This is a genomic window from Roseateles sp., assembly GCF_052436255.1.
Classification (GTDB): domain Bacteria; phylum Pseudomonadota; class Gammaproteobacteria; order Burkholderiales; family Burkholderiaceae_C; genus Pelomonas.
Map to the genome: position 1 here is coordinate 26,998 of NZ_JBQVNP010000027.1, position 20,180 is coordinate 47,177.

Genomic DNA, 20,180 nt, shown 5'->3' on the forward strand with positions numbered 1-20,180 from the left:
ATGCTTGCAGGTGTACTTTTTGCCCTCACGGCGGGGTTGATGTGGGGGCTGGTGTTCGTCGCGCCCTTGATGCTGCCCGACTACCCGCCAGCCCTGCTGACAACGGGCCGCTACCTCGCCTTTGGCCTGCTCGCCCTGCCGCTGGCGCTGATGGACCGCGCCAGCCTGCGCGACCTGCGCGCGGCAGACTGGTGGGAGGCGGTGCGCTTGAGCGCCGTCGGCAACTTCCTGTATTACCTGACTCTGGCGGCGGCCATCCAGCGCGCCGGCGCGCCGCTGCCGACGATGCTGATCGGCACGCTGCCCGTGGTCATCGCGATCAGCGCCAACCACCGCAACCGCGTGCGCGACGGCAAGCTGCCGTGGGCGCGGCTGCTGCCGGGGTTGCTGCTGATCGCGGCCGGCCTGCTGCTGGTCAACCGCAGCGAGCTGGCGGCGCTGCGGGCGGCCGACGCGGGCCCCGATGCGATGCGCCGTTATGTGGAAGGCGGCTTGCTGGCCGTCATCGCAGTGGCCTGCTGGACCTGGTATCCGATTCGCAATGCCGACTGGCTGCGCGAGCATGCCGACCGCAGTCCTCGCGCATGGGCCACGGCGCAGGGTCTGGTCACGTTGCCGATGGCGCTGGCCGGCCTGACGGCCGTGGCGGCCGTGCAGGCGTTGTGGCCGGGGCTGTTGATGCCGCCGGGCTTTGACTGGCCGCTCGGCCCGCAGCCGCTGAACTACATCGGCCTGATGCTGGCCATCGGCCTGTTCTCGTCGTGGCTGGGCACGCTGTGCTGGAACGAGGCCAGCCAGCGCCTGCCGACCTCGCTGTCGGGTCAGCTCATCGTCTTCGAGACACTGGCGGCGCTGGGCTATGCCTTTGCGTGGCGGCAGCAGATGCCGCCCGTGGCGACGCTGGCGGGCATCGCCCTGCTGGTGGCCGGGGTGGTGTCGGCGCTGCGCATCAAGACGGTGGCGCACGGCGCCTGAGCCACGGTCAGCTGGCAAACACCTCGAACACCCGCTCGCCGTCGAAGCCGTCCGCCTCGCCCTTGCGCACATGGCCGCGCGCGTTGCTGACGATGCGCGTGTCGCCGATGCGGTAGTCCTGCCGGCAGTGCAGGTGGCCGTGGACCCAGAGCTGGGCGCCGGGCAGCAGCGCCTCGTCGTCGTTGCAGAAGCTGGCCGTGCCGGGCTGCCGGCCGTAGCGGGGGTCGGCGCTCTTCAGGCTGGGTGCGAAATGGGTGACGGCCACGGTGGCGTCCCAGTCACCTTCGCGCGCCAGCTCGCCGGCCAGCCAGGCGCGGCTCTGCAGCGCCAGCGCGCGCACCGCATCGACGCCGAAGACCTCGCCGTGGCGCGTGGCCTGCATGACCTTCTGGAAGTAGCCACCGGCGCGCATCGCGCGCTCGCGGCCGGCCGGACCGAAGGCGTCGAAATCGCACCAGCGCGTGCAGCCAATGAAGCGCACGCGGCGGCCCTGGGCGTCGGACACGACGGCTGATTCGTCGTCCAACATCCGCAGGCCCAACGGCGTGACGTGGGCGCGCAGGGCCTCGCGTGCCTCGTCGACGTCGCGGCCGTCGAACTCATGGTTGCCCGGCACGAACAGCACCGGCACCGGCCAGCCACGGAAGAGCTCGAAGCTGCGCCAGGTGGTGTCGATGTCGCCGGCCAGGATCAGCGCTTCAGCGCCGGGTGCGGGCACCGGCTGGTAGGACTCGGTTTCCAGGTGGAGGTCCGAGAGCAGCTGTAGTTTCAAGTCCGTCGGGAACCGTCGTTAGTTGCTGCCGTGGCAGACCTTGTACTTGCGCCCCGACCCGCAGGGGCAGGGGTCGTTGCGGCCCACCTTGGGCGCGTCGCGCTTGATGGTCTCGACGCGGTAGCGCTCGGCCTCGGTGAGGTCCGACAAGTCGGCCACCGTGGCGACCAGTTCCTCGATGGCGTCGTCCAGATCCTTGAGTGGATGTTCGCGGTCCAACGTCGCGACGACTTCCTTCTCCTCGGCTGTCTCGGCCGGCAGGTGGCGGTACAGGCGAGCCAGCGCCGCGGCGACATCGTCGTTGGGCATGTCGGCCAACTCCGGGAAGCACAGGGCCGCATGCTGGAAGCCGGCCACCCAGGGCATCAGTGAACGCGAGATCAGCCCGAGCTCGTCGTAGCTGGCGCGGGCCGAGCGCTCTTCGTCGCTGGCGTCCTCGGGCAGCGGGTCGGCTTCCTGGTCTTCCTCGATCTCAAGGATGACGGGGTCGAACCAGCCGTCCTCGGCCAGGCTGCGGTTCAGCGCGGCGTGGCGGCGCTCGACGAGCTGGGTCAGCTTGTCCAGCCAGCCGGCGTCCACCGTCTCCGGCAGCAAGCCGCCGTCGTAGTCAAAGATGTTGGGCAGCCACTCGTCCGCCTCGATCAGGCGGGGTTGCACGATGACGCCGCACAAATAGCCATCCAGCATGGACGCGTCCAGCGGCTGCAGCGGCTCGGGCGTGGCGGCCAGGAGTTCGTCGAGTTCGGCGAACTCGGCGTCAGTGAGGTCTTGAGTGCTCATGGGCCGGGATTGTCGGGGTTTGCTGCGCTCGCCAAGCGGCTTTTACGGCCCGGGGCGCCGTTCGGGCGCCTCCTGCGAAACCTCAGCTGGATGCCATCGATGTCACACCTTTGCCACATTGGTGTTAACCCAAATGACATCGATAACATTTGCGATCAAAGTTCAGTCCATCGAAAGTGGCGACGGCCGCGCTGGCTTTCGGGATCGGAAGTGCCGAACGAGTCATCACCATGCGGCGCGCCGCCCCAGCGGGGATGCGCCACACGCAACAGACCCATTCAGCGCTCCCACGACAACAACCATCGGAGACACCATGCCCAAGCCCCATGCCACGCCGCGCCGCGGCGCCCCGTTCCCGCGCAGCTTGCGCCCGCAGCTGATCGCCCTGGCCGCGTCCGCACTCTGCGGCGCCGCCTTGGCCCAGCAGGCCGCCCAAGCCGTGGCCAAGCCGGCGGCCGAAGCTGCCGAAGTGAAGGAACTCGAAGCCGTCGTCGTCACCGGCACGGCGCGCCGCGAAGGCGTGCGCAAGCTGGAAGCCGGCTTCTCGATCACGACCGCCACCGAGGAGCAGATCAAGCAGGCCGCGCCCGCCAGCACCGCCGACATCCTCAAGACGGTGCCGGGCATCTTTGTCGAAACCTCCGGCGGCCAGGCCGGCGCCAACATCCGCGTGCGCGGCTTCCCCACGCCCGGCGACGGGCCCTATTCGACCTTCCAGCTCAACGGCGCGCCGCTGTATCACCTGCCTACGCTGAGCTTCTTCGAGCACTCGCAGCTCTTCCGGCTGGACGACACCATCGAGCGCATGGAAGTGCTGCGCGGCGGCCCCAGCCCCATCTTCGGCAGCGGCCAGCCGGGCGTGACGGTCAACTTCATCCAGAAGGACGGCCGCAGCCCCGAGGCCGGCCTGCGCATCACGACCGGCACCGGCAGCCTCAAGCGCGTCGACGGTGTCTATGCCGGCAAGCTGTCGACCGACTGGAACCTCATGGTCGGCGGCTTCTGGCGCCAGAGCCAGGGCGTGCGCGACACCCAGTTCCCCGCCGACGAGGGCGGCCAGGCCAGCCTGGTGCTCAGCCGCAAGCTCGACGCCGGCAGCCTGCAGCTCTATGCCCGCGCGCTGCGGGACCGCAATGCCTTCTTCACGGCCATCCCGGTCGTCGGCGGCGCGGATGGCAAGAGCGTGTCGAGCTACCCCGGCTTCAATGCGCTGAAGGACTACTTCTACGGCAACGAGCTGCGCGCCGTCGTGCTGGAAACCGGCCGCGCCACGGGCCGCACCCTGCCCAACGGTCGGCCCGAGATCCAGCGCAGCACCCTCACCAAGGACCTGGCCGACGGCCGCGGCGCCGATGTGCAGACCTTCGGCGCCAACCTCGACACCAAGCTGGGCGACTGGACGCTGACCAACAAGCTCAGCCACACCAGCGGCGACACGCCGACCTATGCGCTGTTCTCCGGCGCCAACCCGCAGACGCTGGGCAGCTATATCGCGTCACAGGTCACTGCGGCCAATGGCGATGCCGCCGTCGTCGCAGCCGCCGGCCGCGTGGCTACCACCGGCACGGCCACGTTCACGAATGGCGGCGGTGCCGTGGCGGCCGGCACGCCCGTCATCGTCAACGGCATGTGGGCGGTGGACAAGGCGCTGCGCTCGACCAGCAACGAGACACGGCTGTCGCGCGAGATCGGGCCGGGCAACAACCTCACCGTCGGTCTGTACCTCGCCGGCTACAGCTCGCACGACGTCTGGGCGCTGGGCCAGGCGCAGCTGATGACGGTGCAGTCGCATGCGCGCCTTGTCGACGTGCAGCTGGACAACGGCGTGCGCGTGTCGCGCAACGGCTTTGTGCCGCCGCCGTTCTCGTTCAACCTCGACGCCAACTACAGCGGCAACACACGCGCCTTCTTCATCGCCGACGAATGGCAGATCAACCCGCAGCTGCGCATCGACCTCGGCGCGCGCCGCGAGACGCAGCGCATCACCGGCACCATTGCCAACGTCGGCAACGGCGACCTCGATGCCGACCCGCTGACTCTGCACAACAACAACCTGTCCTACCTCAACGGCACCCACACGCTGATCGACAGCAAGCTCAGCCGGACCTCCTTCACCGCGGGCGCCAACTACGCCTTCAGCCGCGAGTTCAGCGCCTTCGTGCGTGCGAACAAGGGCCACCGCATGCCCGACTTCGACGTGCTGCGCGGCCGCGGCGCCAACGAGGCCAAGGACCCTGTCGAGGACATCACGCAGCTCGAGATCGGACTGAAGACCGCGACCAAGCTCTACAGCGCCTTCCTGACGGCCTATGCCAACAAACTGACCAACTCGCAGACGCAGCAGTTCACGAATGCGGGCAACGTAGTGCTGCGGCCCAACAGCGAAGCCAAGGGTGTCGAGTTCGAGCTGGCGCTCCGGCCCGGCTATGGCTTCGAGATCGCGGCGACGGGTAACTTCCAGAACGCCAAGTACAAGGACTTCCAGCAATTCACCGGCAAGCGCGTCGAGCGCGCGCCGAAGTTCCAGGCGCGCCTGACGCCGAGCTGGCAGACGCAGACCGGCCTCGGCCAGCTGCGCGCCTTCGCGACCCTCAGCCATGTGGGCGACCGCTTTGCGGACCAGACCAACACGCTGACGCTGCCGGCTTACCGGACGGTCGATGCAGGCGCGGTGTTCTCGATGGACAACGGGCTGGAGGTGCGGCTGACAGGCACCAACCTGACCAACAAGATCGGGCTGACGGAAGGCAACTTCCGGGTGCCCGGTCAGGGGGTTGGGCAGGATGGGGTGTTCCTGGCGCGGCCGTTGTTTGGGCGGTCTTATGAACTGTCGGTCGGCTTCCAGTTCTGAGTGGATGTTCGTGAGTGGCTTGATGCGTTCCGGTACACCCCAGTGGCCGGGACGCGCCTCCCAAGAATCGGCCGCGTAAGGCACCCCATGACCACAAAGCTCCAGTCCCCGCCCACGGCCGCGACCACCGGCACGCTGCGCATCCAGCTCGCCATCATCCTCACCTACATGCTCTTCGGCGCCCTGCTGAACAGCGTCGGCGCGGTGAACCTGCTGGTCGTGCAGACCCTCGGCGTCGCCCGCGCCGACGCCGCCCTGCTGGACGCGTGGAAGGACCTGCCGATTGCCATCACGTCCTTCCTGGTCGCCTCCCTGCTTCCAAGATTGGGACTCAAAAGATCCATGCTGCTGGCCGTCGCCGCCGTCGGCGCGGCCTGCGCCGCCATGCCGGTGCTGTCCGCCTTCTGGGCCATCAAGCTGCTGTTCTGCACCCTCGGCGCCGGCTTCGCGCTGGTCAAGGTGTCGGCCTACTCCATGATCGGCCTGGTCACGCATGACAAGGCCGGCCACGCTCGCTTCACCAACCTGCTCGAAGGCCTCTTCATGGTCGGCGTGCTGGGTGGCTTCCTGCTGTTCAGCCACGCGGCAAATGCGCCCGGCAACGGCTGGCTGGACGTCTATCCCTGGCTGGCGGGCATCGCCGCGGCGGCCTTCGTGCTGCTGCTGGTCAGCCCGCTCGACGAAGGCCCCATCCAGTCGCCCGGCACCACGGTCAGGCAAGACCTGGTCGCCATGGCACCCCTGCTCAGGATGGGCCTGGTGGTGGTCTTCCTGCTGTCGGCCTTCCTCTATGTGCTGATCGAGCAGGGCATCTCGACCTGGCTGCCCAGCTTCAACAACGAGGTGCTGCGCCTGCCCACCGCCATGAGCGTGGGCCTGGCGGTCATCATGCCGGCGACGACCGCACTGGGCCGCCTGACCAGCGCGGCCATCATCGGGCGGCTGGGCTGGTACGCCGTCGTCATGGCCTGCCTGGTGGGCATCGCGGTGCTCATCCTCGTCACGCTGCCGCTGTCGCGCAATATCGCGCCGATCGTGGGCGACGCCGGCTGGCTCAACGCGCCGCCAGCGGCCTATCTGCTGCCGCTGACCGGCCTGCTGCTTGCGCCCATCTACCCGGCTATCAACTCGGCCATGCTCTCCGCCCTGCCGCAGCGCCAGCACGCCGCCATGACCGGCCTCATCGTCGTCTTCTCGGCCCTCGGCGGCAGCCTGGGCAGCTTCATCACCGGCCGCCTCTTCGTCGCCTTCGACGGCGCAACGGCCTTCGCTCTGCTCCTCATGCCCACCGCCGCCCTCGCGCTCGCATTGACGCGCCTGCGCCGCCACCTGAACCATGTCTGAACCGACCCCCCACGAGCTCTACGGCGAGCTCTTCATCGCCGTGCAGATGGGCGGCGTCTGCGGCGACGGCAAGAGCTTTGTGGATGCGCTACCGCGCTCCGCACCCGCCGCCATCCGCACCCACTTCGACGACGAACGCTCGCGGCCCGGCTTCTCGCTGCGCGATTTTGTGCACGCCCACTTCGCGCTGCCCGGCCACGCTGCGCCGGCCGGCCCGCGCTTGGAAAACCGCGAGCCCGTGCGCGATCACATCCGCGCACTATGGCCGCTGCTGGTGCGCGAACACCGCGACGCCGGCCCCGGCGACAGCCTGCTGGCGCTGCCGCGTCCCTACGTCGTGCCGGGCGGGCGCTTTCGCGAGCTGTACTACTGGGACAGCTACTTCACGATGCTCGGCCTGGTGGCCGATGGCCGGCGCGACCTGGCCGAGGCCATGCTTGCCAACTTCGCCCACCTGATCGCCACCTACGGCTTCATTCCCAACAGCAGTCGCAGCTACATGCTGAGCCGCTCGCAGCCGCCCTTCTTCTTCAAGATGGTCGAGCTGCTGCACGCCGACGACCCGGCGGGCGGTTTTGCGCAACACCTGCCGGCACTCAAGGCCGAGCATGCCTTCTGGATGGACGGCGAGGCCGAGCTCGCGCCCGGCCGGGCCCATCGCCGTGTGCTGCGTACTGCGGACGGCGCGCTGCTGAATCGCTACTGGGACGACCGCGACACCCCACGCGAAGAAAGCTGGCGCGAAGACGTCGAGACGGCCGAGGCCAGCGGCAGGCCGCATGGGCAGGTCTGGCGCGACCTGCGCGCCGCAGCCGAAAGCGGCTGGGATTTCTCCGGCCGCTGGTGCGCCGACCCCGCCGATATCGCCACCATCGAAACCACGGCCCTGGCGCCGGTGGACCTGAACGCGCTGCTGGCCGGCCTGGAAACGGCCATCGCGCTGGGGGCCGCGCGCAGCGGCGACCTGGCCACAGCCCGGGCCTTCGAGGCCCGCAGCGCCGCGCGCCGGCAGCTGTTGCAAGCGCGCTTCTGGCGCGCCGACACTGGCCACCTCGCCGACCTGAACTGGCGCCACACTGCCGACCCGCGCCCGCTGACGGCCGCCGCCCTCGTGCCCCTCTACCTGGGCATTGCCACGCAGGCACAGGCCGACGCAATGGCCGTGCACGTGCGGCGCGTGCTGCTGGGCGCCAACGGCCTGCTGACGACCGCCCTCGCCACCGGTCAGCAATGGGACGCCCCCAACGGCTGGGCGCCGCTGCAATGGATGGGCGCCCAGGGCCTGGCGCGCTACGGCCATGCCGCGCTGGCCCGCGACATCGCCTCACGTTGGTGCGCCAGCGTCCACCGCGTCTACCTGGCCACCGGCCGGCTGCTGGAGAAGTACGACGTGGCCGAAGACCGCCCCGGCGGCGGCGGCGAGTACGAAACCCAGGACGGTTTCGGCTGGACCAACGGCGTCTTTGTCGCCTTCGAAGACGGCCTGCTGCAAGGCTTGGGGGCGGCGGCGCACCAGACGGTCACGGGCTCGGGCTAAGCTGGCGGCCGCCATGCCTGCCCAGACGCCGTCCGAGACGCCCACGCTCAGCCCTGCCGCCCTTGCCCGCTGCATTCCCTTCATTGTTTTCATGGCGTTGCTGGCCTTGCGCGGCTATCTGCCCGCCGATGCCGGGCTGGACCCACGCTGGATCTACGGCGCCCAGACGCTCATCGTCGCTGGCCTGCTGGCCTGGTACTGGCGCAGCTACGGCGAGCTGGTGCGCCAGAACCTGCCCGACGCACGCGAGACCGGCTGGGCGGTCGTCGTCGGCATCGTCGTGTTCGCGGTCTGGGTGCAGCTGGATGCGCCGTGGATGCAACTCGGCACCCCGACCGCCAGCTTCGTGCCGCTGGATGCCCAAGGCCAGCTGATCTGGCCGCTGATCCTGCTGCGCCTGGCCGGCGCGGCGCTGGTCGTGCCGGTCATGGAGGAACTGTTCTGGCGCAGCTTCCTGATGCGGTGGGTGCAGCACCCCGGCTTCGAGCGCGTCGACCCGCAGACCGTCGGGATCAAGGCCGTCGTCCTGTCAACCTTCGTGTTCATGCTGGCCCACACGCTGTGGCTGGCCGCCATCGTTGCCGGCCTGGCCTATGCGCTGCTCTACCGCAAGACCGGCAAGCTGTGGGCGGCCGTCATCTCGCATGCGGTGACCAACGGGCTGCTCGGCATCTGGGTCATCGCGACGGGGCGGTGGGAGTTCTGGTGAGGCGGGGCCGCCAAGGCGCCAGCTCGTCCACCGCCCATCAAGCCTGAGACCGCCTGACCGCCCGTCAAGACGGATTCCCGGGCGGTGCCTTCACGACGCCGAAGCGGCGGGCGCCCCGGGGCTCAGCCGCGCTCGATGTCGTGCAACAAGCTCTTCACCTTGGTGGTGATGATGTCCACCGCCGCACCGTTGGCACCGTGCGGCAGGATCACGTCGGCATTGCGCTTGGTCGGCTCGATGAACTGCTTGTGCATGGGGCGCACGGTGTCCAGGTACTGCTGCACGACCGACTCGGTGCTGCGGCCCCGCTCCGAAATATCGCGCTGCAGCCGACGGATGAAGCGCACGTCCGAGGCCGTGTCCACATAGATCTTCAGCGACATCATGTTGCGCAGCTTGGCGTCGTACAGGGCGAACAGGCCCTCGACCACGATCACCGGTGCCGGCTTGACGGTGATGGTTTCGCTGGAGCGGTTGTCGGCGGCGAAGTCGTACACCGGCATCTCGATCGCCTCGCCCCGGCGCAGCGTCGCCAGGTGCTGCGCCATCAGGGGCCAGTCAAAGGCGTCGGGATGGTCGTAGTTCTGCTTGCGCCGGTCCTCCGGGGGCATGTCCGACTGGTCGCGGTAGTAGTCGTCCTGCATCACCACCGCCACCTTCTCCGGCCCGATGGCGGCCAGCACCTCGCGCGTCACCGTGGACTTGCCGCTGCCGCTGCCCCCTGCGACACCGATGACAAAAGGTTTACTCGTGGATTTGGGCATGGGGCGGTGGCGCAGGCTAGGGCCCTGCAACGGGCAGGCGGACAAGCAGATTTTGCGCGGGCTCGGGGGAGGTTCCATTGGGCGCGAACGCTAACTTGGCTTCGACAGCGCAGGCTCAACCCGATCCGCCACCCCTGCCTCCGCTGGGCACGGGTCGATTGGCGGCTACCGACCCGTTGCATTCCTTGGTGTCGGCGATCAACTTGCCCTGAAGCGGCCGTTCAAACGTTTCCGCTCAGCGGGCGGCGAAGCCGTCCGCTGCAGCAAGTGGTTAGGCGCTTGGTGGGAATACAAGAGGTGCTCCGGGCCTAGTGAGTCACCTTGATTCCGGACGACGGGCAGAGGTCATCAATGAGTTCTTGAAGTTCTGACCAAGACTCATCTTGATAAAACTTGATGTCAATCGGATAGTGAGGATGCTCAGCAAGGCGGCCATTGAAGGCAGCCATGAAATCATCTCGGTCAGCGATGTAGAGGACGAACTCGCGTAGATGGTTTCCGATTCGACGGTATGCCTCGAAGCAAGAGTTCGGCCCCTCAAGAGTGACCAACGCGCGCTCGAATTTCAGCATCTCCGCATTCACGTCATCTTTAGGCATGCCGTTGTCTGCCGAGCCGTCGTATTTCCATGAAATGACGACTAGCCAGTTCAGCGCAGATCGAACGACCTCTTGCGGCATCTCGGGAACGAGCGTCCAAAGGATCGGAAGGCCGTCCTTTAATGTGCGGAAGACCTTACCTTTGCGATCTCTTCGTTGGTCTGTCATGGGCACGTTCATCCGAGGAGATAGGGAGCGCCTAACGAATGAAAGGGACTTCCCCGTCCCGCACCGGCCGCATTGCGGCGACCGGCAACAAAGTGCCAGGATGGGAAGTGCGGTTTCTCATCAACTCTTTCGGAAGGGGAAGTCCATGACGATTCTGACCGTAGGTATTGACCTCGCCAAGAACGTTTTCGCAGTCCACGGCGTCAATGATGCCGGTCGTGCCGAGCTGGTGCGCCCAGCTGTGCCGCGCCACAAGCTCCACGAACTCATCGCCGCGCTGCCGCCCTGTGTGATCGGCATGCAAGCCTGCTCCGGCGCGCACCATTGGGCACGCCTGTTCCAGGCCAGCGGCCACACCGTGCGGCTCATCGCCCCGAAGTTCGTCACGCCCTACCGCATGACCGGCAAGCGCGGCAAGAACGATGCGGCCGACGCCGCCGCGATCTGCGAGGCCATCCAGCGCCCGCACATGCGCTTCGTGCCGCTCAAGGACGTTGAGCAGCAGTCGCGCCTGATGGTGCACCGGGCTCGCCAGGGATTTGTAGAGCAGCGCACCACCACGATCAATCGCATCCGCGGCCTGCTCAGCGAGTTCGGCATCGTGCTGCCGCTCAAGGCCGCCACCGTTCGCCGGCGCGCCTGCGAGTGCCTCGAAGACCTGCCCGGATACGCCAACACCGTCATTGGCGACCTGCTCAGCGAGGTCACGCGGCTGGCCGAGCGCGTGGCGCAGTACGACGTCCACATCCAGGTCATGGCACGCGATGACGAGCGCGCCCGGCAACTGATGCAACTCGCAGGCGTCGGGCCTACGACGGCCACGTGTTTGCTGGCCATGATCGGCAACGGGCACGAGTTCGACTGCGGGCGCCAGTTCGCCGCCTGGCTGGGCCTGGCGCCGGGGCAGTACAGCTCGGGCGGCAAGACACGGCTCGGGCGCATCACCAAGGCGGGCGATGCCTATCTGCGCAGCCTGCTCGTGCTGGGTGCGAAGGCGCTGCTGGCGGCTGTTAAGAAGAAGACCGATCCCATCAGCCGCTGGGCCGTTGCGCTGGCCGAACGGCGAGGCTACTGGCGCACGGTGGTGGCCATCGCGGCCAAAAACGCACGAATGGCCTGGGCGGTGTTGAGGCGCGGCGAAGCGTTTGCGTTGCCGGCATGACCAGCTCGACAGACCACCATCCAAATCCAGCGAACGAAGCAACCAGTTCTACCGCCGCGTGACGGCAAGCGTTGATGACAACAGGTTTGGACCTGCGCGGGGCGTGACCGCTGAGCTCAAGGGCGGCGAAAGCCTGACCGGCTAACGAATGGGTCCCCCGCGGGCGTCCTTCATCAGGGTCCGTGGCCTTGAGCGCCACACGAATGACCGTTTGTAGTTTGGCCAGTCCGCACCTCGTTGTTCATGTCGGCGCGCGCAGTCTCGACGGCTGTACGTCGTGAAGGAAAAGCAGATGAAGAAATGGTCCGCAAAGCGGGCCATTAGGGATTCGTTTGGCTTGACTATTGGGGAAGCCCTTGTAGTTCAAGCCGTCCGCTGGAGCGAAGGGTTGGGCAACACCGACCCGAGCCTTGCCTTTTTTGATTCGCTATTCACCGCTGGCGTCCTTGCGTCTCACACGCTTTCGTTGCGCGTTGTCCGCCTTGATGATCTGCGCGCACCCACCTTCTGACGGAACCTTTCGGTCTGTTTTGATTGTGTGCCAGCCACCGCAGTTCGGATCAGGGCAGCCGCACACGGTGAACTGAACCGGATGCTCCCCCAAGCCTTCTCGCTTCTGGATTGCGTTTGTGCGCTCGCGGCTCTTGATGATGTCAACGATGGCAGATCGACCAAGGAATGGGCGGGACATGATTTAACTCTGTGCGATGGACGAATGTTTCGAATGCGCTGCCCAACACCTGAGTTAAGCCGCGCCGCGAAGCAGCGTCGGCTTGGACGAATTGTTAGGCCGGAGCTGCGGTGCCCCTGAGCCATGGAGGCGAAGCACCTCTTCCTTGTCCTTGAGCGGCCGCATAAAGACCCCGGGCTTGATACTTTGGAAATCCGGCCCTTTCAGAAGGATCAGCCGCTGCTCGGAGTCTTGAGCGTGGGCGGCTTGGATTTGGCCCAGGCTGTAGTGGAGGTGAGATGCCAATGGCACGTGGAGGACCGCTGGGACCTTTGGGGCATTTGTGACAACGACCTCGTCGACCGCAATGCGCAGCCTGATCTGATTGTTGAGCCCGGGGCCCGTTCGCGCCTCGGGGTCGCGGATCTGCCTGCCTGAGCCATCGACCATGTCTACTCCCGTCACGCGGCCGATCAAGACGTGGTCTGCGCCAGTGGCCATCTCTTCCAGCGTGGCCTCAAATGGAAAGCCTGCCAGTGCAACTGCTGGCAGAAGCGAAAGGACGGTTAGCAAGATGCGACGCATGTTTTTCTCCGGCCTAGACAAGATGGCTTCGCGATGTCGGGCGGCCCGCCCCCTGCGATGCCGTAGGTTGCAGGCGCAAGGCCTGCAGAGCTACACCAAGGCACCCGGCAGGCGGTCTGCCGGGGCGTTGCAAGTGAGCAAGGAGTCGGGCCATGGGCAAGGAATCTAGCACCCTGTTCGTCGGGTTGGACGTTCATAAGGACAGCATCGACATCGCCGTGGCGGATGCGCCGCGTGACGCCGAGATCCGCCATGTCGGCAGCATCCAGGGCGACCTCGCCTCGCTGGACAAGGCTCTGCGCAAGCTCGTCAGTCGCGGCCAGCCGCTGCACATCGTCTACGAAGCCGGGCCTTGCGGCTTCGTCATCCAGCGCCACCTCTGCGCCCAGGGCTTGCACTGCGACGTGGTGGCGCCGTCCAGCATCGCCCGCCCTCCCGGCGAGCGCATCAAGACCGACCGGCGCGACGCCATGCTGCTGGCCCGGCTCGCCCGCTCGGGGGACCTCTCGGTGGTACGCGTGCCCGACGCAGTCGACGAGTCCGTGCGCGACCTGGTGCGCGCCCGCGAGGATGCCGTGCGTGAGCAGCGCAATGGCCGCCACCGGCTCAAGGCGCTGCTGCTGCGCAACGGCGTCCCCTATGCCGGCAAGTCCTCGTGGACAGCGGCACATCTGCGCTGGCTGGCCACGGTCAAGCTCGGCCACACGGCCCAGCAGATCGCCTTCCAGGAGTACCTGCACGCGATCACGCAAGCCGGCGAGCGCATCGCGCGGCTGGAGCAGGCGCTGCGTGACACGCTGCCGGCCTGGGGCCTGATGCCCGTGGTGCAGGCGCTGCAAGCCCTGCGCGGCGTGCAGTTGATCGCGGCGATGACGCTGGTGGCGGAGCTGCAGGACTTCCTGCGCTTCGAGTCGCCGCGCCAGTTGATGGCCTACCTGGGGCTGGTACCCGCCGAGCACAGCTCGGGCCCCAAGCGCCGGCAAGGCGCCATCACCAAGGCGGGCAACAGCGCGGCGCGACGCATGCTGGTCGAGGTGGCCTGGCACTACCGGATGGAGCCTCGGGTCAGCCCGATCATCGCGGCGCGCCAGGACGGACTGCCGGAGCAAGTGACCCAGATCGCGTGGAAGGCGCAGACGCGGCTGTGCCACAAGTTCAAGCGCCTGAGCGCGCGCCGGCTCATGAAGACCAAGGCCGTGGTGGCGGTGGCGCGCGAGCTGGCCGGGTTCGTGTGGGCGATTGGGCGCGAGGTGCAGCTCTCGGGCTGGACGGGGCTCAAGCCACAGCCACCGGCGGCGGCCCAGGCCGCATGAACGCAGGTCGTCTTGGTCAAAGCACCGCATCGAGGAGGTGACGCAACAGCATTTGCACCAGAGGCCGGACGGGGAACGCGGCGCAGTCGCGGCCATCAAGGGAACCCTCGACAACGTTATTGAGCGTGAACGTCGCGCGAGCGGCCGGATCGACCTCAGACCCTAGACCGAAGGCAGCCCTGCGACGAACACTTGTCTTGAGGTAGCCAACCCTCGCATATCAGCATGATCAACCGTCGCGCATCCACATCGGGTGGCAACTCAGGCTCCGTCGCGTTCCCCGTCCGGCAACGGGTTCAGTTCAATATCTGCACCGCAGAGGGCCGGGTCTTGCCGCTTGACAAGAAGAAGCCATATCAACGTTCGCGCTCAGCGGGCGGCGAAGCCGTCCGCTGCAGCAAAGGGTTAGCCTTCGGCCGCCACATGAGGCGCCTCCGCTGACCAGAACTTATTGAGCCCTCTCCACCAACTCTGCGACTCTGGGCCGAGGAACGGGAAGAATGCTTCTGGGCTCGTGGCCGAATGACTCCAAACATTCTGAATACCTTCGAGTACGCCGATGGTGGCGAACTCTCGAACCCAGGGCGTTCCCTCGGTGTGCAGTTTCTCGATGGCCGTTCCAACGGCACTAAATGTCTCGACTTCTCCGGCTTGAAAGCGCTCAAGCAAGTGCGCTGCGAACGCACCGGCAGCAGCGTACAAAACGTCGTTCCCGTAGGCTTCGACGTGCTCCTTCCACTGATCCTCGAATGACGGACACGCCTCAACGAGGCAATGCATGGCTTCGGTTTTCTCGATCATCGGGAGAGAAAGCTAACGAATAGCGTTTATCCGCCGCCCAGGCGAGCTTGGAAGAAGTCTTGGCATAGCAGCGGCGGATAAACCTGTTGGACTGAACCGCCGGCCCGATGGTGGCGGCAGCGGCGGCGACAAGGGGAATGTAAGTTTCAAATCCCTTGCCGCACCAGTGCGGATTCACCCTGTTGGGGGTGTCGGCTCGCCGGGCGTGCCGCTACGGGTCGGTGACCTCGTTTGGGCAGGCCGCGTGCAGTCGGCCATGACGCCGCCGAGGGCGCGCAGCCTGCGCCGGTTTGGGCACGCGCAGCCTAGCGCGGCGACATGGCCTGTCCCGCGCCGCCCCGCGCCGATGTGGCTGCGCTGTGCCGTCATGGCGGCCCCCGGCAAGCGATGTCCGGTCGCGCCAGCAATCCTCGCAGCCTCAGCACATCCGCCCCGCGCTGCTCCACCACACGCCATGTCCCTTTGCAGTGGGCACAGGTGTTGATCTCGATGCCGGCTACCCGCTTCATGAAGGCCCGGGCGTCCTCTTGCGCCTGCCGGTTGGCCGTCGGCATGGCCAGCAGTTGCCGCGCTTGCGCCAGCCGCTCGGTCTTGGCACACGGCGCCAGCAGCCCGTAGTGGCGGATGCGCTTGAAGCCGCCGGGCAGGACGTGCTGCAGCAACCGGGCAATGAACTGCTCGCCCGGCATCGAGATCGTGCGTTTGCCGCCGTGTTCATCGGTGCGCACGCGCAGCCGCACCGCGTCGCCCGCTATGCCGACCAGCCGCTCGTGGCCGATGGCCGTGCGGTGGGTGTAGCGGCTGAGGTAGTCCAGCACCGCCGCCGGCCCGGCCAGCGGGGTCTTGGCATAGACCACCCAGTCGTGCCGGCGCAGCGCCTGGGTTCTGGCTCGGCGCGCGCTCGCGTCGGCCGGGTCGCGCGGCAGGTCGCCACCGGCTTCGGCCCTGTGCAGCGCCTGCATGAACTTGCCTCGGAAGACGCGGCTGAGTGCGTGCACCGGGAACAGGAAGCGCTCGCTGCGGGTGGGCCGCACCCAGCTGGGTGCACTGCTGTCAGGGGTCGTGCTGAGCTTGAGCGCCCCGCAGGCCATCAGCGCATGCACATGAATATGGCATCGCAGGTCCTGCGTCCAGGTGTGCAGCACCAGCGTGAAGGCGGGCACGCCACCGAGCCAGCGCGGGTTGGCGGCGAACTCGGTGAGCGTCGCGGCGGCTTCGTGCATGAGCGCGTCGTAGACCCAGCGCGCATGCGTTGCGGCCAGGGGGTTGAGTTCATGCGGCAGCGTGAAGACGAGGTGGCAGTAGGGCACGGTGAGCAGCTCGCCCAGGCGCGCGGCGCGCCAGGCGTCGCGCTGGCGGCTCTGGCACTGCGGGCAGTGGCGGTTGCGGCAGCTGTGCCAGCGCCAGTGTTCACGTTGGCAGCCCTCGCAGCGCAGCCGCACGCCGCCCAGGGCCGGCGTGCGGCAGGCCACGATGGCGCGCCAGGCGCGGGCTTGCGCGCTGCTCAGCAGGTGGTGACTCAGGTACTCGGGCCCGAAGTGGTGCAGCACCTCGGCCAGCGTCGTGGCCATGATCGGCTCGTCAGGGGCGCTGCGATCAGTGCAGCGTGGGCAGCGAACTCAGCAGCAGCAGGGGCTGGCGGCGATGGAGGTCGGCCGCGTCGGGTCGCGCCAGGTGCAGGTAACGCATCGTGGTGCTGATATGGCTGTGGCCGAGCCACTGCTGCAGGCTGTGCAGGTCCACCCCGGCCTCCAACAGGTGGGTGGCATAGCAGTGGCGCAGGGTGTGGATGCCGCCGCGCTTGGTGATGCCAGCGTGCACACAGGCCCGGCGATACCAGCGCTGGGCGACGCAGATGTCCAGCGCGAGCACAGGGTCGCGTTGCGAGGTGAACAACCAGCCGCGCGGCCGCGCCACCTGCCACCAGGCACGCGCCACGGCCAGGGTGTCGGGGCTCAGCGGCACGAAGCGGTCCTTGGCGCCCTTGCCCTGCACGACGTGGATGCACATGCGGTCGGCATGGCTGTCGATGTGTTCCACGCGCAGGTGGCACAGCTCCGAGACGCGCAGGCCCGTGCCGTACGCTAGTTGCAGGAAGCTGCGCGCCTTGGCGTGACAGGCGCACTCGAACAGCCGCGTGAGTTCGGCCCGGGCGAGCACTTCGGGCAGGGCTTGCGGGGCCGGGCCCAGCGGGATCTGGAAGACCTCGCCGTCCACCGCCAGCACGGTGCGGTAGAAGAAGCGGAACGCGCAGCCGTACAGGTTGAGGCTGGCGCGGGCGAGGTGGCGCTCGCGCAGGAGGTACAGCAAGTAGGCCTGCACCTCCTCGGCGCGGAGCAGCGCGGGGCTGCGCCCATAGTGCCGCGCCAGGCGGGAGACGGCGTCGACATAGGTCTCTTGGGTGCGCGGCGCCATGCCGCGCAGTTGCAGCGCGTCGAGCATGCGCTGGCGCAGGAGGCTGATCTTGGGTGGGGTGGTGGCAGCCATGACGGCTCTCCTTGATCCTCTCGGGCACATGCCCGCATCGGTCAAGGTACGCCGCTCCGACTCTGCTGGCTTCCCAGCCAGTAAACCACCGCGTCAGCGGTTTAGTTCAACTATTGGTTCATCAAGCATGCCCTGCCGCATAACCCGGCCATGGTATTCCTTCGGCGAGGGGTCTCACCTCAGCGCGCCTGCATCACCCACAGCGTCATGCCGCTGAGGGCCAGCCAAAGCATCGGCACCACCCAGGCCAGCCTCCACGGCAGGCGTGGCGCGGCGGGTGTGAGCAGCAGGGCGCCGAGCGTCGCCAGCGCCGTCGGGTCGGGGGCGAGGCCGAACACCTCCGCCTGCGCGAGCGGGCGCCCAAAAGCCAGGCCGGCGAAAGGGTAGATCAGCAGCGCCGCGGCCATCAACGCAATGCCGGCGCGTGGCGAGGTGTTGCGCCGGTGGGTCTGGGGCCGCGCGGCGGCCAGTGCCAGCAACAGCAGGGCCTGCGCCGCGAAGGCGGCAGCCAGCCAGCCGGCCGCCCAATTGATGCCGGCATAGCGCTGCAGGTGAAACGCCCAGGCCACGAAGCCCCAGGCCGCCGCGGTCACCAGCAGCAGCGGCCGAGCCGAGCCACTGCGCCAGCGCCACCACAGCGCCGCCAGCGCCAGCCCCAGCGCAAGCACATGCAGCGGCCACCACTGCGCGTTGTGCAGCTCAAACAGCCGCCAGTAAGTGCGCGCGGAGAACAGCAAAAAGTCAGACGGGCGGTAGGTCCACCACTCGCTCATCGCAGGAGCGCCTTCACATCGGCCGCCATGCGCTGGCGCAGTGCCGCATCGGGCAGCGGGCCGCGCGCGGCGCCGAGGTTCTGCAGCACATGGTCCACGCGGGTCGTGGCCGGAATGGCGCAGCTGACGGCCGGGTGCGAGACAACGAACTTCAGCGCCGCCTGGGCCCAGCCGTCGCAGCCCAGCTCGGCCGCCCAGCCGGGCAGCCGGTGGCGCTGCAGCGCATCCAGCAGCGCGCCCTGGCGGAAGGGCCGGTTGACGATGACGCCGATGCGGCGCTCCTGCGCCAGCGGCAGCAGGCGCTGCTCCACCTCGCGGTCGAGCAGGTTGTAGGAGAGCTGCACGAAGTCGATGGGCTGCGTGCGCATGATGCGTTCGATGTCCGCGTGGCGCCGCCCCTCCGACGTAGTGATGCCGACATGGCGCAGCGCCCCAGCCGCCTTCATCTGCAGCAGCATGGGCAGGTGCTCCTCCCAGGCCAGCAGGTTGTGCACCTGCAGCAGGTCAAAGCGCGGCAGGCCCCACAGCCGGCGCGAGGCTTCGACCTGCGCCGGCCCGCGTGCGCCGGGCGACACCCAGACCTTGTCTGCCGAGAACACCGGCGCATCGCGCAACTGTTTCAGGCCATGGCCGATGGTGGCCTGCGCCGAGCCGTACATCGGCGACGAGTCGATCATTCGGCCGCCGCCGGCGAAGAAGGCGCGCATCACCTCGGTACAGGCGGCCAGCGCCTGCGGGTCGGCCCCGACATTGAAGGTGATCCAGCTGCCCAGGCCCACCAGCGGCAGCGCCTCGCCGCCGCCGGGCACAGGCCGGGTCAGCAGCGGCGCTGCCGCCCGCGCGAGCGGTGGCAGGGTGGCGATGGCGGCCAGTGCGCACAGCGCCTGCCGACGGCTTTGCAGCGAAGGATGGGGCATGGCGGCCATCCTAAGCCGCGAGAAAGACCGCCCTCAGCGGATGGCGTTGTTGACCTCATCGGCCGCGGTGCCCGTCAGCCCGCCCAGCAGCAACAGCCAGTCACTGGTGCCGCCGGGCCGGCCGTCGGGGTTCCAGATCTGCAGGTCGGTCGCTGAGGTGGCGTCGGCCGCCGCCGGATAGGCATCGGGCTGCACGCGCTGCAGCCCGCCGGCTAGGTTGAGACGGCTGATGGTCGCGCGCAGCTGCGCCATGTCGTCGCCGATCAGCGAGACGTCCACGCCGAGCCGGTCGGCGATCAGCTGGCGGCGCGCCTGGCGCAGCGCGGCGGGCCGGCCACGCGTGGTCGCCTCATCGAACAGCGCGACGGCCAGCGAGCTGTCGAAGCTCAGGCCGCGGCGCCACAGGTGGGTGCTGCCGGTCAGCAGCCACACGTCGTCGACCACCACGGTCGTCGCCGCCATGTGCAACGGCCGTGACGGGCCGCCCGTGGGCGTGAACAGCACGACGTTGGCGGGTGCCGCGTCGAGCAAGGTCTTCAGCGCCGCACGCACGCCGGCGGTGCGCACGGCTTCCAGCTTGCGTGGCGGGTGGGGCAGGAACTTCTGCGGCACGCACAGCACGACGGCCAGTGCCGGGCGCTCGACCAGGCGCGCCGTCAGGGCCGAGACGATGTCGATGAGCCCATCGCCGCTGCCGGCGGTCAGCGGGTCGAGAGCCGGCGTCTCGACATAGACGAAGTCCTCCGCGCGGCCGATTGCCGAGGCCAGCGAGCGCGCGGCCTGGGCGGCGCCGTCGCGGGTCTTCAGGATCACCTGGTCGAGTGCGGCGGCGAGGGCGTCGTCGTCAAAGGTCGCGGTGTCGATCATGGGGTCGAAGTCCACCGTGGGCACGGCCGATTCGATGCTGTTCTTCAGGCTCGTCCAGGCGGCGCCGGGCGTGTAGCCGCTGGTGGTGGCGAGGAAGGCGCGCAGC

General features: G+C 68.0%; 19 protein-coding genes. 8 read left to right on the forward strand and 11 right to left on the reverse strand.

Features of this window, described 5'->3' with window-relative positions:
• The gene (locus tag ACT6S0_RS08910) at positions 1 to 975 is read left to right on the forward strand and encodes a DMT family transporter (RefSeq protein ID WP_444763544.1); all 975 of its coding nucleotides are present in this window, start codon (positions 1 to 3) and stop codon (positions 973 to 975) included.
• Positions 976 to 982: 7 nt separating this feature from the next.
• Here the strand turns inward: ACT6S0_RS08910 and ACT6S0_RS08915 are convergent, their stop codons facing one another.
• Both ACT6S0_RS08915 and ACT6S0_RS08920 read right to left on the reverse strand, forming a co-directional pair.
• Positions 983 to 1,747: a metallophosphoesterase gene (locus tag ACT6S0_RS08915; RefSeq protein ID WP_444763545.1), complete on the reverse strand. Its 765-nt coding sequence runs from the start codon at positions 1,745 to 1,747 to the stop codon at positions 983 to 985.
• A gap of 18 nt (positions 1,748 to 1,765) precedes the next feature.
• Positions 1,766 to 2,527, reverse strand: coding sequence for a UPF0149 family protein (locus tag ACT6S0_RS08920; protein ID WP_444763546.1), 762 nt, complete (start codon positions 2,525 to 2,527; stop codon positions 1,766 to 1,768).
• A gap of 313 nt (positions 2,528 to 2,840) precedes the next feature.
• On the opposite strand from ACT6S0_RS08920, the gene ACT6S0_RS08925 reads away from it, so the two are divergent.
• The 4 genes from ACT6S0_RS08925 (at position 2,841) to ACT6S0_RS08940 (ending at position 8,968) form a co-directional block, all read left to right on the forward strand.
• Positions 2,841 to 5,378: a TonB-dependent receptor gene (locus tag ACT6S0_RS08925; RefSeq protein WP_444763547.1), complete on the forward strand. Its 2,538-nt coding sequence runs from the start codon at positions 2,841 to 2,843 to the stop codon at positions 5,376 to 5,378.
• A gap of 87 nt (positions 5,379 to 5,465) precedes the next feature.
• On the forward strand, positions 5,466 to 6,722 hold the full coding sequence (locus tag ACT6S0_RS08930; protein WP_444763548.1) for an MFS transporter: 1,257 nt from the start codon (positions 5,466 to 5,468) through the stop codon (positions 6,720 to 6,722).
• Positions 6,715 to 8,259, forward strand: a complete 1,545-nt coding sequence (treF, locus tag ACT6S0_RS08935; protein ID WP_444763549.1) for an alpha,alpha-trehalase TreF — start codon at positions 6,715 to 6,717, stop codon at positions 8,257 to 8,259. The genes ACT6S0_RS08930 and treF overlap by 8 nt, the downstream gene beginning before the upstream one ends.
• Before the next feature lie 13 nt (positions 8,260 to 8,272).
• Entirely contained in the window at positions 8,273 to 8,968 is a 696-nt protein-coding gene (locus tag ACT6S0_RS08940) for a CAAX prenyl protease-related protein (RefSeq protein WP_444763550.1), read from the forward strand.
• A 122-nt stretch (positions 8,969 to 9,090) separates the two neighbouring features.
• Here the strand turns inward: ACT6S0_RS08940 and udk are convergent, their stop codons facing one another.
• The gene (udk, locus tag ACT6S0_RS08945; RefSeq protein WP_444763551.1) at positions 9,091 to 9,732 is read right to left on the reverse strand and encodes a uridine kinase; all 642 of its coding nucleotides are present in this window, start codon (positions 9,730 to 9,732) and stop codon (positions 9,091 to 9,093) included.
• Between the two features lie 308 nt (positions 9,733 to 10,040).
• Positions 10,041 to 10,499, reverse strand: a complete 459-nt coding sequence (locus ACT6S0_RS08950; protein WP_444763552.1) for a DUF695 domain-containing protein — start codon at positions 10,497 to 10,499, stop codon at positions 10,041 to 10,043.
• A 145-nt stretch (positions 10,500 to 10,644) separates the two neighbouring features.
• Between ACT6S0_RS08950 and ACT6S0_RS08955 the strand changes: the two genes are divergently transcribed.
• Together ACT6S0_RS08955 and ACT6S0_RS08960 are read left to right on the forward strand one after the other, a co-directional pair.
• Positions 10,645 to 11,661: an IS110 family transposase gene (locus tag ACT6S0_RS08955; protein WP_444763553.1), complete on the forward strand. Its 1,017-nt coding sequence runs from the start codon at positions 10,645 to 10,647 to the stop codon at positions 11,659 to 11,661.
• A gap of 292 nt (positions 11,662 to 11,953) precedes the next feature.
• Entirely contained in the window at positions 11,954 to 12,172 is a 219-nt protein-coding gene (locus ACT6S0_RS08960; protein ID WP_444763554.1) for a hypothetical protein, read from the forward strand.
• 234 nt (positions 12,173 to 12,406) lie between these two features.
• Here ACT6S0_RS08960 and ACT6S0_RS08965 read toward each other — a convergent pair whose 3' ends face one another.
• Positions 12,407 to 12,916, reverse strand: coding sequence for a hypothetical protein (locus ACT6S0_RS08965; protein WP_444763555.1), 510 nt, complete (start codon positions 12,914 to 12,916; stop codon positions 12,407 to 12,409).
• Between the two features lie 152 nt (positions 12,917 to 13,068).
• Here ACT6S0_RS08965 and ACT6S0_RS08970 point away from each other — a divergent pair, with 152 nt between their 5' ends.
• Positions 13,069 to 14,229, forward strand: coding sequence for an IS110 family transposase (locus tag ACT6S0_RS08970; protein ID WP_444763556.1), 1,161 nt, complete (start codon positions 13,069 to 13,071; stop codon positions 14,227 to 14,229).
• Positions 14,230 to 14,634: 405 nt separating this feature from the next.
• Here the strand turns inward: ACT6S0_RS08970 and ACT6S0_RS08975 are convergent, their stop codons facing one another.
• From ACT6S0_RS08975 to ACT6S0_RS09000, 6 genes are all read right to left on the reverse strand, one after another.
• Positions 14,635 to 15,030, reverse strand: coding sequence for a DUF7674 family protein (locus ACT6S0_RS08975; protein ID WP_444763557.1), 396 nt, complete (start codon positions 15,028 to 15,030; stop codon positions 14,635 to 14,637).
• A gap of 365 nt (positions 15,031 to 15,395) precedes the next feature.
• Positions 15,396 to 16,601, reverse strand: coding sequence for an IS91 family transposase (locus ACT6S0_RS08980; protein WP_444763558.1), 1,206 nt, complete (start codon positions 16,599 to 16,601; stop codon positions 15,396 to 15,398).
• A gap of 25 nt (positions 16,602 to 16,626) precedes the next feature.
• Positions 16,627 to 17,517: a tyrosine-type recombinase/integrase gene (locus ACT6S0_RS08985; RefSeq protein WP_444763559.1), complete on the reverse strand. Its 891-nt coding sequence runs from the start codon at positions 17,515 to 17,517 to the stop codon at positions 16,627 to 16,629.
• 179 nt (positions 17,518 to 17,696) lie between these two features.
• Entirely contained in the window at positions 17,697 to 18,290 is a 594-nt protein-coding gene (locus tag ACT6S0_RS08990) for a DUF6064 family protein (protein ID WP_444763560.1), read from the reverse strand.
• Positions 18,287 to 19,207 (reverse strand): aldo/keto reductase, encoded by a 921-nt coding sequence (locus ACT6S0_RS08995; protein WP_444763561.1) that lies wholly within the window; start codon positions 19,205 to 19,207, stop codon positions 18,287 to 18,289. The genes ACT6S0_RS08990 and ACT6S0_RS08995 overlap by 4 nt, the downstream gene beginning before the upstream one ends.
• Positions 19,208 to 19,240: 33 nt before the next feature.
• On the reverse strand, positions 19,241 to 20,180 hold a 940-nt coding region (locus ACT6S0_RS09000), incomplete at its 5' end, for a hypothetical protein (protein ID WP_444763562.1).